The 13,602-nt window shown below is 58.3% G+C and carries 10 protein-coding genes and 1 pseudogene; 8 read left to right on the forward strand and 3 right to left on the reverse strand.

Annotated elements, in window-relative coordinates; genetic code table 11:
• Positions 1-616 precede the first annotated feature (616 nt).
• Positions 617-1,486, reverse strand: coding sequence for a halocarboxylic acid dehydrogenase DehI family protein (locus NNA36_RS19855; protein ID WP_255110385.1), 870 nt, complete (start codon positions 1,484-1,486; stop codon positions 617-619).
• Positions 1,479-1,853 (reverse strand): helix-turn-helix domain-containing protein, encoded by a 375-nt coding sequence (locus NNA36_RS19860; protein ID WP_068347447.1) that lies wholly within the window; start codon positions 1,851-1,853, stop codon positions 1,479-1,481. The genes NNA36_RS19855 and NNA36_RS19860 overlap by 8 nt, the downstream gene beginning before the upstream one ends.
• Before the next feature lie 130 nt (positions 1,854-1,983).
• On the opposite strand from NNA36_RS19860, the gene NNA36_RS19865 reads away from it, so the two are divergent.
• From NNA36_RS19865 to NNA36_RS19900, 8 genes are read left to right on the forward strand one after another with little or no spacing between them, the layout of a single operon-like run.
• Positions 1,984-2,592, forward strand: a complete 609-nt coding sequence (locus NNA36_RS19865) for an NAD(P)H-dependent oxidoreductase (RefSeq protein ID WP_255110387.1) — start codon at positions 1,984-1,986, stop codon at positions 2,590-2,592.
• Positions 2,579-3,295 carry a glutathione S-transferase family protein gene (locus NNA36_RS19870; protein ID WP_255110390.1) on the forward strand — a complete coding sequence of 239 codons (717 nt, stop codon included), beginning with the start codon at positions 2,579-2,581 and terminating at the stop codon, positions 3,293-3,295. Before NNA36_RS19865 ends, NNA36_RS19870 begins: the two co-directional genes overlap by 14 nt.
• 3 nt (positions 3,296-3,298) lie before the next feature.
• Positions 3,299-3,883, forward strand: coding sequence for a carboxymuconolactone decarboxylase family protein (locus NNA36_RS19875; RefSeq protein WP_255110392.1), 585 nt, complete (start codon positions 3,299-3,301; stop codon positions 3,881-3,883).
• Between the two features lie 58 nt (positions 3,884-3,941).
• Positions 3,942-5,132, forward strand: a complete 1,191-nt coding sequence (locus NNA36_RS19880; protein ID WP_255110394.1) for a low temperature requirement protein A — start codon at positions 3,942-3,944, stop codon at positions 5,130-5,132.
• Positions 5,125-6,081 carry an ion transporter gene (locus NNA36_RS19885; protein ID WP_255110396.1) on the forward strand — a complete coding sequence of 319 codons (957 nt, stop codon included), beginning with the start codon at positions 5,125-5,127 and terminating at the stop codon, positions 6,079-6,081. The genes NNA36_RS19880 and NNA36_RS19885 overlap by 8 nt, the downstream gene beginning before the upstream one ends.
• 4 nt (positions 6,082-6,085) lie before the next feature.
• A complete protein-coding gene (locus NNA36_RS19890) occupies positions 6,086-6,739 on the forward strand; it encodes a DsbA family oxidoreductase (protein ID WP_255110398.1) in 654 nt (217 codons plus the stop codon).
• Positions 6,740-6,769: 30 nt separating this feature from the next.
• The gene (locus NNA36_RS19895; protein ID WP_255110399.1) at positions 6,770-7,759 is read left to right on the forward strand and encodes a quinone oxidoreductase; all 990 of its coding nucleotides are present in this window, start codon (positions 6,770-6,772) and stop codon (positions 7,757-7,759) included.
• Positions 7,756-8,472 (forward strand): HAD family hydrolase, encoded by a 717-nt coding sequence (locus NNA36_RS19900; protein WP_255110401.1) that lies wholly within the window; start codon positions 7,756-7,758, stop codon positions 8,470-8,472. Before NNA36_RS19895 ends, NNA36_RS19900 begins: the two co-directional genes overlap by 4 nt.
• Positions 8,473-8,987: 515 nt before the next feature.
• On the opposite strand, the pseudogene NNA36_RS19905 reads toward NNA36_RS19900, so the two are convergent.
• Positions 8,988-13,602 (reverse strand): annotated as a pseudogene (locus NNA36_RS19905) (hypothetical protein); the annotation flags it as partial.

Below are 13,602 nucleotides of genomic sequence, written 5' to 3' on the forward strand. Positions count from 1 at the left end.
CGACGAACTCTCCGAGCAGGGTTCCTTCAAATGGACTCCATGGCGCATTCCAGACAACGTCAAACCCGTGCCTATCGAAACACTGTTTCCTGTTGTGGACGGTGATGAGGGGTAAGGCCTAACAAAGGCTCCTCTTACGGCCTGATAGTCTGGGCAGGGGCCAACTAGGCGGACCAACGGGCCGGGGAAAATGAAGCAAACGGCCCATTGCGGACTTTTGCGGATAAGGCACCAAACGGCAGCTTGGAGCCCAATCCGGAAGCCCAAGATTCTCGCTGCAAGCGCTCGCATCATTTCCTTCGCTGCGATGGCGAAATTCCTCATACTGCAGAGCGGCGGAATCAGCGGTAATTCTTGCGTCCGCAACTTGCGACATTCGGAATGCGGGACAACCCAGCCTTTCGCTCGACCGCGCCAAGCTAACACTTGTCCTTAACCAGTCATCAGCCTGGGCAACCAAATGCGGCGGTGTGGTCCGTCATTTCAGGATTACGTTTTGGCAGCGAATTTGAGGTGTGGGCGTATTGACGTCTGGCGGGACGAAGAAAGCCGGGTCACCTTATACCTTTGAAAGGTGCTGATTCAATCGGCTCGATGTTTGAGGCAATCCAGCGCACTAACATCGCAATTGGCTTCGAAAAAACGCGACGTTCACGGCCAGACCCGGTAAAAGCCACTGGAACAACCTCACCACTGATAGGACCTCTTCCAACGATGCATCGGATGTAGCCGCGTCACGCAGAGCGTCAGGGGTTATTCCGGACGCATTCGGCAGTGAGACAGCAAGGTCGATGGCCGCTTTATGGACACACTCCACTCTGGCAGCGTACCCGGTCTCGGACAATCGAGGTTTAAGATCGCTCCAGGCCAAGATGAAATAGCTGGGCCAGCGCGCAAAGGCGCGATAGTCGGTGTTGACGAAAGGCAGCCCGAGCACCTCGCGGAGCTCACCGTAGAGGGCCGCCAGATCGTCTGAGGCGTGATGCGTTTCCATCAGAGGCGGCTTGGGCATGGCCGGAATTGAAGACGTAACGTGGCAAAGATCTCCACCAACTCGCCATGGGTTTCCTTCCAGCAGCAGCCGCGCCAGCGTCGCCATCAGGACGTAAGGCATGTTGCCCGCGGAAAAGACTTCGTTGCAGGCGCGGATGTCGTCGATCTCCTCCACGCCATAGCCCTGCGAAATGAGTCGCGACACCAAGGGCGCAGGCTCCAAGGCTTCTGCCTCCCGCTCGGCGACTCCTCGCAGGGACCGGCAGGCCTTTTCAAACGCCTTGGTTCCGGTGATTGGCTCCATGGCCGACCAAAGGGTGTCATAGAACCGGGGGTAGTGCGCGAAGGCCATGGCAACCACACCCATCCAAGGGACGGCGAGGCCCTTCTTGGTGCGCTCGTAAACCGCCGCGCGCGCGCCGCTGACAGCGAATTCCGGGACTGGATGGATCGCGGGAATAGGGTCGGGCTTCCGCCGGGGGAGTTCAGCCATCGGCGTGGATTTCCTGCGGCAAACCTTCGCTCCATTTACGAAGCTCGTCGAGGAACCCCAGCGCACTGCGCCCGAACTCGGTGATCTCGTAGTGAACAGACACCGGGGCTGTATCCATAACCTCACGCCGGACCAGTCCCTGCGTTTCCAGTTGGCGCAGACGTTCGGTGATCATCTTCTTGGATGCGCCACCCACCATTCGAGCCAGATCGTTGAACCTGACCGGACCGTCCTTGAGATGCCACAGGATCGACCCGGTCCATTTTCCGCCGATGATCCTCATGCCCTTTTCGATCGCGCAAGGTTCAAAACAGGCTTCATAGACCTGCCGCCTTCCCTGGGCGTCGTCTTCGACTCTTGCACGCATCTGGTGCCCTCACTTCCAATTTTAAGGTTACCAAAAGTATACTGGTTGATTTCAGTTCCTTGCAATCGCAATTTCCCCTCGAACGGGCCGCGAGTCAAGTGGGGCCCGCCGAAACACAAAGGAACCGACCATGAGCAACATCCTGATTCTGAACGGGGCACAGCCCTATGAATTCGCACCCGGTAAGCTGAACGCCACACTGGTGGACCGCGCCCGCGCCTTCCTCGAGTCGCAAGGGCACACCGTGCGTGTGACCACCGTGGCCGAAGGCTACGACGCCAATGCCGAGGTCGAAAGCCACATCTGGGCCGACACGGTCATCATGCAATTCCCGATCAACTGGATGGGCGCGCCGTGGTCGTTCAAGAAATACATGGACGAGGTCTACACCGTCGGCATGGACGGCCGCCTGACCAACGGCGACGGCCGCAGCCCCGAGTCACCCAAGGAAAACTATGGCATGGGCGGCACGCTGACCGGCACCAAATACATGCTGTCAGTCACTTTCAACGCCCCGCGCGAGGCTTTTGACGACGCGTCAGAACCTTTCTTCCAGGGCGGAAGCGTAGACGATCTGCTGCGCCCGATGCACCTGAACGCCCGGTTCTTCGACATGACACCGCTGCCGAGTTTTGCCGCCTTCGATGTGATGAAGAACCCCGAAGTCGAGGCCGATTTCGCCCGGTTCGATACCCATCTGGGTGCCGTATTCGCGGAGGGCGAAAATGTCGCGGCCTGACATCGTTCTCTACACCGCGAACACGATGAACGGGTGGAAACCGCTCATCTTCCTGCACGAGGCCGAGATCGACTACGAGCTGGTCAATGTCGACTTCTCGAAGAAGGAACAGCACGCTCCCAACTACGTGAAGATGAATCCGAACGGCAAGATCCCGACGATCTGGGATCGGGCCGAGGGGCGCGCGATCTTTGAAAGCGGGGCAATCCTGTGGCACCTGGCCGAAAAATATGGGCGGTTCCTGTCCTCCGACCCGGTGGAGCGGTCCGAGACGCTGCAATGGCTGTTCTTTCAGGTCGGCCATATCGGACCGATCATGGGGCAGGCGATGTATTTTCAGCGCATTGCCAAACCCAATGGCGATGAGGTGCCTTTTGCCATCGACCGCTACGTGACCGAAAGCCGCCGCTTGCTGGAAGTGCTGGATATGCGGCTCAAGGGCCGCGATTGGCTGGTGGGCGGCGAGATGTCGATTGCCGATATCGCCACCTATCCTTGGGCGCGCAGCTATTTCTGGGCAACCGTGGATATAGAAGGCTTGCCCAACCTTCAGGCCTGGTTCGACCGGCTCGATGCGATGCCCAAAGTGCAGGAGGCTCTGCAATTGCCCGAGCCGCGTCCTTCGGCCTTCGGCAAGGGCGACATCGCGGCGGCGGCCAAAGCGAATGCCGCGCGTTTTTCTTCCAATGCAAAGAAGGATTGAATCATGCTGGATACTGACACAGTAGGCACCCCCTTTACTTATCACACCAAGGACACCGCTCCCGAAGCTTCGAAACCGCTGATTGATCAGACCGTGGCCGAATTCGGCGGTCTGATTAGCCTGCACGCTCTGTTTGCCGAAAGCCCTGTGACTTACGAGACCTATCAAAAGGCGTTCGACTTGTTCCTCAAGCACAGCTCGTTCACGTTGCTCGAGACGCAGGTGGTCTTCATGACCTCGAACTTCATCAATCGCTGCCATTACTGCATGGCCGGGCACACGATGATGATGAAACGGGCCAAGATGCCCGATGACGTCATCGACGATCTGCGCGAAGGCCGAACGCTGGCCGACCCCAAGCTGGCGGCTTTGCAAAGCTTTGCCCGAGAGTTGCTTGAGAAGCGCGGGCATATCGGCGACGACCGCCTGCAGGCTTTTCTGGATGCGGGCTATGACCGAAAGGCGGCGCTGGACGTGCTGACGGGACTGGCTGCCAAGCTGATCTCGAACTTCACCAATGCACTGGCCCACACGCGACTGGATCGCGGCATGGACAAATACGCCTGGGTGCATCCCGACGATCGTTAATCTCTTTTGCCCCGCCCCGGTTGGGGCGGGCCATCCAATAGCAGAAAGCCCCCCGGACATGGCCCTGAATGATCACCCGATGTGGCGGAAACCACAGCATCACCACGATCTTGAGAACACCCATGACCACGTTCACTGGGTCGAGTTGTTCTATGATCTGATCCATGTGGTGACGATCTTCCTTTTGGGGAACTACCTGTCGGATCATCTGGATCTGCACGGTTTTATTACCTTTGCAGGTGTTTTCATTGCCCTTTGGTATGCTTGGGGCGAGCTGAGCATCTTCAACTCCATCTATGTCAGCACCGATTTCTGGCACCGGATCATCATGTCACTGATGATCTGTACCGTTATGTTCATGGCCGCCGCGATCCCGGCCATCGATGGCAAAGGCTGGACGTTCTTTGCGCTGGGCTTCGCGGCCAATCGCCTGTTGATGGCCGCCCTGTATTTCCGAGCGCGTCGCACCAACGCCGCGAGCAAATCGTTCTGCAACGCACAGATTGGAAATTTTCTGATCTTTGCCGCGATTTTCGCGGCAACGGCATTCTTGCCCAAACCCCTAGCCTACTGGTTTTTTGCGGCGGCCATGGTGACCACCCAACTGGTCTATATGATTCCACGGATCAGCGTTCTGCGGTTTGATCGTTTTGCCCCGCGCCTTGGACACATGTCCGAGCGGTTTGCGTTGTTGACGCTGATCGTTCTGGGAGAGGGTTTTTTCAAGCTGGTCGTCACCTTGTCCGAGAAAGGTATATACAAGGTCACGCCCGACGTGCTGGTCAATTTCGTGATCGGCGGCGTGTCGATGTTCGTGATGTGCTGGATCTATTTCGACTTTGTCGGCAATGCCAAACCCAAGGACAACAAACCCGCAACCATTGTCATCTGGTGGCTGGCACATCTGGTGCTGATGCTCTGCGGGGTGATGGTGGGCGTGGCGCTTGCGGCTGAGGTCAAGGTCGGTTTCTGGGATCCATACCCGGTCAAATACGCCGCCATCGGTTGTTTCGGGTTGGCCGGATACATCGCCATGCTTTGGGTATTACGTCAGATCATCGAGGATCGCGTCGCGTCCAGATTTGGCCGAGGGGACGTGCGCCTGTTCGGAATCCTTTGCGCAATCGGCACTTACTTTGCGGTGCCCCATGTGCCGTCTCTGGTGGCTAACTTGCTTTGGGGCACAGCGCTGTTTTCGCAGATCGTAGTCCCGGTCAGCCGAGCCTGGATGACCTTCCGCAATGATTGAAGCCAGTCCCACACTACGGGCCCGGGTCTATTGGTGGCTCGAGCGGCCCGACCGAGACGCCGATGGCCCGCTGCTGCTGGAGATCGCGCTGATCGTACTCATTTCGCTGAATGTCGGTGCGGTGATCCTCGAGACGGTCGCGCCTATCTATGCGCGCTGGAAGCTTGCGTTCGACCTGTTCGAGACGGTGTCGCTTCTGGTGTTCACTGCCGAATACTTGGCTCGGTTGTGGGTGGCCCCCGAAAACCCTGAGGTTCGGTCGCGACGGGACTGGGCCACCAGCCCGCTGGCTGTCGTTGATCTACTGGCGATCCTACCGGCGGTGCTGGGGATGCTCTTTCCTCTGGATCTGCGAATTCTGCGCACGCTCAGGATGCTCCGCCTTCTTAAGCTCACCCGATATTCACCCGCATTGGGCATGTTGCTGGCGGTGTTCGAGGAAGAGGCCGGGGCCTTTCTGGCAGGTTTCTTCATCCTTGTTCTGATGCTGATCTTTGCCTCCAGCGGGGCCTGGCTGGCCGAACATGAGGCGCAACCAGATGCATTCGGCTCTATCCCTGCCGCAATGTGGTGGGCGGTGGCCACGCTGACGACCGTGGGCTATGGCGACGTGACGCCGGTGACGGTGGCAGGCAAGATCTTCGGCGCGATCATCACCATAGTGGGGATCGGTATGGCCGCGTTGCCTGCCGGGATCATTGCCAGCGGCCTGAACGACCAACTCCACCGCCGCCGTGCCAGCCTCGAAGCTCAGTTTCGCCTTGCGCTGGAGGATGGCACGATTTGTGCAGAGGAGCAGGCATCGATAGAAGCCCTGCGCAAGGAGTTGGGCCTGTCCCGTCGGGCAGCCAGCCACATTCACGAACAAGTTCGAACCGAAACTCAGGCGCGTCAGGGCGTGTGTCCAGCCTGCGGTCGGTCTCTTCAAGTTTCTAAATCTATGGAGTGAATAGATGAGCGCCTTTATCCCCCTTCGTGTAGACATCGTGTCTGATGTCGTCTGCCCCTGGTGCGTCATTGGCTATCACCAGTTGGCACATGCCGCCAATGCAACCGGAGTAGCCATTAACGTGCATTGGCACCCGTTCGAGTTGAACTCCAATATGGTGCAAGAAGGCGAAAACCTGCGCGAACATCTGGCCGCGAAATACGGCACCACGCTGGAAGGCTCGATCAAGGCGCGGGCGCGCCTGACCGAGATGGGCGCGGCACTTGGGTTCGAGTTCAACTATGCCGACGACATGCGGATGATGAACACCTTCCGCGCTCACCAACTGATTGACTGGGCTGAAGATCAGGGCCGTGCTCATGACATGAAACTGGCGCTGTTCGCGGCGTTCTTCACCCGGCGAGAAGATCTCAACAATGTGGATGTTCTCGCCGATGTCGCCGCCAGTATTGGTCTCGATCGCGACACGGCCTGTGCAATGCTGGAAAGTGGCGAGCGCGCTGAATCCGTACGAAAGAAAGAGCGGTTCTGGACGTCTCGCGGCGTTACCGGCGTGCCCGCGATGATCTTCACCCGCCAACATCTCGTCACCGGCGCGCAAGGCGAAGAGACCTATGCCAATATCCTGAATCAGCTGCAGCCAGCGCAAGCCGTCTGAGGGCAAGCACAAACCAAGGGAGGAGCTTCCATGTCAAAAGCACAAGTGATCCACAAGAAGGGTCCGCCCAGTTGCATGAACTGGGAAGACTGGCACGTACCTGATCCGGCACCGGGTGAAGTGCGCATGCGTCACACGGCGGTGGGTGTGAACTATGCCGACACCTATCACCGCGGCGGCATCTCTCATCCGTGGCCGGTGCCGAATGAACCGGTGGTGATCGGCTTTGAAGGCGTGGGCATTGTGGAAGGCGTGGGCGATGGCGTGACCGACTTCAAGACCGGGGATCGCGTTGCCTATGGCATCCCGCCCTTGGGCAGTTATTCCGAGGTGCGCAACTACCCCGCCGACAAACTATTGCACCTGCCCGATGGGCTGGACGACAAGCAGGTCGCCGCGCTGCTTATGAAAGGCATGACCGCGCATTACCTGCTACACCGCACCTATGCCGTGCAACCGGACGATACGATCCTTGTCCACGCGGCAGCGGGCGGCATGGGGTTGATCCTGTGCCAATGGGCCAAGGCGCTCGGAGCAACCGTGGTGGGTACGGTCTCGACTGAAGAGAAAGCCGAGGTCGCCCGCGCGGCAGGCTGTGATTACCCTGTCGTCCGCTCACAGCAAAGTTTTGTCGACGTCGTTCGGGACGTCACCGATGGCGAAGGCTGCGCCGTTGTTTATGAGGCGATCGGCAAAGACACGTTGCAGGACAGCCTGGACAGTTTGCGACTGATGGGCGTCTGCGCGGCCTATGGCCATGTGTCGGGTCCGCCCGATCCCATCGACGTGATCCAGGATTTAGGCCGCCGGGGGTCCCTGTTCATCACGCGCCCTGCGATCATGCATTACGTCGCCAAGCGTTCTGATCTGGAATGGACCGCACGCGATCTGTTCAAGGCCATCGGTGACGGCATTCTGGATGCCAACATCAACTACGAATACACGCTGAAGGACGCGGTCAAGGCACATGAGGCCATCGAATCCGGCAAGACCCTGGGTGCGACGGTGCTGATCCCATGAGCCTGTCCGGCATCAAGGCGCTGACCTTCGACACCGGTGGCACCGTGCTCGACTGGCACACCGGATTCCGCGAGGCATTCGCGGCGACCGGCGCGCGCCATGGGATCACCCGAGACTGGGGCGCGCTGACCAACAAGCTGCGACGCCGCAGCATGGAAGCCATGCTTGATCTCGGACGCGCCGGCCCGCCGGCCTATAATTTCGACGAGGCACATCGGTTCTGTCTGGACACGCTGCTCGCCGATGAGGGGTTGGACATCTTCGACGATACTGACCGCCGCGCGATCGCCTGGGGTGCGCCGCATAGCTTCACCGCCTGGCCGGATGTCCAACCCGGCCTGGCCGCCCTGCGAAACCGCTATATTGTGGCGTCCTTCACGCTCCTGTCCTACCGGCTGGTTATCGATAGCTCACGCAGGAGCGGTCTGATATGGGATGCGATTCTGTCCTGCGAAGGTTTAGGTGTCTACAAGCTCTTGCCTGAGTCCTACGCCCGTGCTGCCACCTTGCTGCAACTGGATCCTCCCGAATGCCTGATGGTCGCCTGCCATCCCTTCGACCTGGACGCCGCCCGTAATGTCGGGTTCCGGACAGCCTTTATCCGCCGCCCGGAGGAATGGGGCGAGACCGGTTCAGAGGTTGCGGGCGAAGGCGGTTATGATCTGGAGGTGGACAGTTTCACCGACCTCGCGATTCAACTGAGTGCTACCTGAAACTGACCCAATTTGCTGCGATCGGGACAAAGTATGCTGACATCGTTCGGCCAATGCAGGCTTTCCACGCCACCCGGATAGTGGCGCGGAAACCGTCCAGACGCTTCGAGGCTATCTTGGGAGTTTGATGAACTCCTTGTCATCGCCAACCGGCAGAGAGAACTTCCCGCTTTGCCAGTCTCTGATCACCCTGGCCTCTTTCTGCATCAGCAACAACTGCAAGAGCAAAGGGCCGCACCGTTGCGGTTAGCAGACCTTGGACCTCTTCGCAGCGAAAGTCCGCTTCCCGCCCTTTGTAGATGGGAACTATCGGCCCATTGCTGTTTTTCAGAGCAAATCTCCTTTTCGCGCTGAAACGCTTTCAAGACAGACATTCGAGAAGTGTCAGTACACTTACTCATGAGGACCTTTGGTGTGTTTGGCCCTTAATGAATGCTCTGGGCGCAGTAACTGTCCGAGACGAATAGAGCGTAACGAACAGAATTCTTCAGGAAGCCCTCTTCCCACACCCAAGTTCAAAACACGAAGTCGGCCTCGCTGTAGGCCAGTCCGGTTCCGACGTCGGCAAAAGCGACCCCTTTCAAGAGAATACTTTTTGTCCCAACCACGATCTTGGCTAAGCCGCCCTGATCCACAAGGTGATTGTCGAGCAGATCCTGGAAGTCGGTGATGGCACTTACCCCTTTCAGGTTCAGGACTTCCTTGTCGTTAGCACTGAAGCCAAAGACCGTGTCCTGACCAAAGCCGTCAGCGAAGACAAACACATCTCCACCGCCGCCGCCGGTCAGCTTGTCCCGGCCTGCCCCACCAAACAGCGTGTCCTGACCGTTGCCACCATTGAGCACATCCGCCTGGTTGCCACCGTACAGCTTGTCGTTGCCCGCCCCGCCAAGGATACGGTCAAAACCGTTGTCGCCCCGGAAGACATCGTTACCACCACCACCTTCGATAGTGTCGTTGCCCTTGCCACCCGAGACCGTATCGCGCCCCGCTTTCAGGCCTTCCGCATCGTCAACGTAGAGGTCATCGCCCTGGCCAAGAATGGCTGTGTCACGCCCCTTGCCGCCAACAACGTGGTCGGCCCCGACACCGCCATTGAGGCTGTCTGCACCATTGCCGCCCAGCAACGTATCTTTACCGTTGCCGCCATTCAGCGTGTCGTTGCCACCAAGGCCCGACAGGTGGTTGGCCTGGCCGTCCCCCGTAAGAACGTCGCCATGGGCCGACCCTTCGAAGGTCTCGACCTCGACAAAGACATCACCGGCCGCATCACCTGCGTTCTTTGTCGCATTTGCCAGGTTGAGAACAATACCGGCGGCGGCATCTGCATAAGACACCAGATCCTGCCCCTGCCCGCCATCCAGCGTATCCGCGCCGTCTCCTCCCAGCAGCAGATCGTCATCAGCTCCGCCCGCTAGCAGATCACCGCCATCGCCGCCGCGCAGGGTGTCTGCGCCGCTCCCGCCAAGAAGGTCGTCACGGCCACGTCCGCCCCCAATCTCGTCATCACCAAAACCACCCGAGAGATAATCATTGCCGTCGCCACCCAGCAAGCTGTCGGCGCCCCAGGCCCCATAGATCAGGTCGTCTCCCGCTGCCCCCACAGCCGTATCCTTGCCACTTCCGGCAAGGATCACGCCATTGACATCCGATATTGCAAGGTCGTCCGACGCCTTGGTGCCCTCGATGCGGTGGAAAGGTTGGCGCAGGGTAAAGGCCACCACGGAGAGGTTGTTGGCCAGGTTCGCCTCCGCATTGGGACCACGTGGTGTAAGGCTGAGCGAGACCTGCCCCGGCGTCGTGCCTGCCGCCACCTGCAATCGCAGCGTAACGCTCTGCCCCGCCGCCAGGCGATCGATCTCGAAGGTCTCGGGGTCAGTCCAAAGCCCATCGTGGAAGATCCTGACCAGTTCGGCATCGCCCTCGATCTGGCTTTGCAACGAGACGTTCAGCGCATCGCGGGAGCCATCGTTGCGCAACACGACATCAATTGTACCGGTCTGCCCGGTCACCAACGAGGTCTCAGCCTGCGTGGCGGTCAGCGAAAGATCAATCTCGCCCTGCACCGTCACCGGGGTATCGGCAAAGACAGTCACCGGCTCTGCCACCCCGTCGTGGACCACCGCATAGATCTGGTAGTCCCCTGCCAGCAACGCCGTCAGAAGGACCGGATCAAGCGCACCGTTTCCGGCTGCCGCATCCATCGTGCCGAGAAGAATACCAGCGCTCAGGTCCGACTGCGCGTCATGGCCGGTGCCGGCAATGGCGTAAAGCGCAACTGTGGCAACATCCGAATTGCCCTCATAGCTGTAGCTTGCATCAAGCCGCACCGACCCGGCATCCGGCGTCAGCCCGTCCAGCGAAAAGGCCACATCCTGCGTCGGCGTCCAGGCTTCGTATTCGACAAGACCCAGCCCAGTGGCATCGACCAGCTCGATCCCCCAAATCCCGGCTGATGGCGTGCTGATCTCTACCGAACGCGCGTAATCCGTCGTCATCTCGGTGAATATCTCGATCCCAAAAGCGGCAAAATCCGCCTCTTCGATCACCGTGCCATCCGGATGCACAACCCGCACCGCAGCCCCCGAAGACGCAACCTCCCATGACACCGTCATCTGAAGAAACGCACCCCCCGCAGCAACCTGCCACTGACCTGCGGGATCACTCTGACCTTCAGATGAAGACAGCGCTTCCCCATTGCCCGGGGTATAGTAGTCAGCCTTGCGACGGCCAATCTCGAGATCCAATTCGAACGTTTCGAGATCAAAGCGCAGCAGATAATCCACTTTGCGACCAGGGCGATCATACCCGACAACCACCTCTCCACTCAGCCCACCGCTGTCCCAGGGAGAGTCACTGGCCTCGACTCGCAGGAACACGGTCGAGGATGCATTAATGTCATTATCATTGATTTTGCGAAGGGTTTTGCCTGTCTCGGCACCCTTATTGTCATAGCCCAGAACAAACGCCTTCAGATCAGACCAGGTCATACTATAGGTCTGAGACGCATAGAAAAGTGTGCTCCAGTCGTTAAGCCCCTTGTAGCTAAAGTTTGCCAAAAGGTCGAAAGTGAACAGCCCGTTGAGAGCCGTCGCGCTGCCGTCCAGAGTTGCACTGAAACCCTGCCCCCAATCAACTGACAGCGCTGCATCAGCCTCGAGAAGCGCAAAGTCGCTACCACCCTGGCTCCAGTTGAACAGGTCGAACTCACCTGCCAGTTCAAAGGACGTCTTCGACACAGAGGCTGTGGCCTCAAAATGCGCAACGGCCCGGTTCATCCAGTAGCCCGTCACACTTCCGGAAAGGGTGACGTTTTCATCCTGTGCTGTGCTGGCGAGATTTCCCGCCCCAATCGTGCCGCCACTCAAAAAGACGCCATGGCTGACATGCAGACCCGAACCGGTCGCAGCAATACCCGCCGTAATGGCATCCAATTGAAGCTCATCACCGCCTGCCGTGTCAGCGGTCACATACTCCAACTCAGCCGACAGGGAGAACTTCCCAAACGAGATCGTTGCCCCGCCCTTGATATCCAACTCGCCATCGGTGTTGTCCAATTCAAGAAACGCACTTTCAAACCCAATGCCAAAAAGCTTGAAGTTCGAATAGACATCGGCACGCGCATTCACGACAATATCAGCATCGCCATCACCATCGCTATCGCGCACCTGAAGATAGCGGCTTTCCCCCTCGACCAACGTCGAGGGATCGACCCCTTTGCCGATGTCGATCACCAGTTCACCCACGTTGGCCAGCGACGCCGCAAATTGCCCCTGGAAGGTCAGAATATCATCAGAAAACGTACCGATGGTTCCGCTTTCATAGTCGATCGAGATATTCGAAGCCGAGACAGAAAACACATTCAAAAAGCTGACCGTGTAAGGCCCTTTCAAATCCAGCCCAAAGTCAAAAGCCGGTTGCAGCCCGTTGCTGTTCGACCAGATTTCGGCTTTGAAATCGCCTCCGATATTGAGTTTGTCGCTTATCGGGGACAGCCAGCCAATGAAGGATGTACGTGGGCTGAGAACAAGCGCGTTCTCCTCAAGGCGCAGGAATTTCTGGGACACTGTCGGTAGGGACAGCTCAACGCCCACAAGACCCAAATCAAAATCCGCACCACCAGCCCAAGCAATTTCGCCGGTTTCAAGATCGATAGAGAACGTCGACTTTAGAGGACCACCCAGAAACGAAGGCGTTTCCAAAACTGACGACAAATTGATCTGGGCATTTGTGACCTCTAGTTTGCCATCTCGCACCCGGTATTCTTCGGCATCGTTGATCGACATGATATAGGCGAGATTGTCATCCGTATTCTTGTGCCGGATCAACATGGCTCCCGAAGCCACAGGATCCCCACCGGACATGTCCCAGACTCCGGTCTCAAGGTTTAGAATGAAATCCTCCGTATCAAACGGCGCACCGCCGAAACCGTCCTGGATGGCGCCAATCCCCTGCCCATTGCCAGGCAGGATTGCGCCATCGTCGTCGATATTCACCAAGTCGGCGAGGATGATTTCTATCGGCTCCGACACGTTCTCGTCGAGTGTCTGGATTTCGAGTTCCGCGAAATCCGTTCCGGCATGGAACCGCACGTCAAGCTCGTGCGGGACAAGGTAATCAACACCCGCAATTGCCCCGTTCTCATCGCCCGCCGAAAGCCGAACAAGAACGCGTGTTTCTTCGCTCAGATCACCGGTTCGGTTGATCTCGAATTTGAGAACTCCACCCTCATCAACCATGGCGTTCTTGATCGAATAATAACGGGAAACCTCTTCCTGCGATTTCTGGTGCTCCGGCAATGCAATAAAGCTGAAGTCGGACAACTCAAGATTGCGGATCACGTTGTTTGAAAAAACAAGCGTCGTGCCGCTACCCAGATCGAGGAATCCTGTATCGTCAGCCTTGGCATCAGCCAATGATGCCGCCACACGCGAAGCGGAAAAATCCGCGACGATGATCTTGTCCTTGCCGGTTTCAAAATCAGAAAGCCTATCTACGCCGCCATAACGTTGGACGACGAACGTATCATTGCCACTGTCTCCGGACAGCGTGTCGTTGCCCGCGCCGCCCAAAAGCGTGTCGTCGCCGTCGCCGCCATACAGCCGGTCATGACCGTCACGGCCCTCCAGG

It is taken from the genome of Shimia sp. CNT1-13L.2, assembly GCF_024331145.1.
Classification (GTDB): domain Bacteria; phylum Pseudomonadota; class Alphaproteobacteria; order Rhodobacterales; family Rhodobacteraceae; genus Shimia.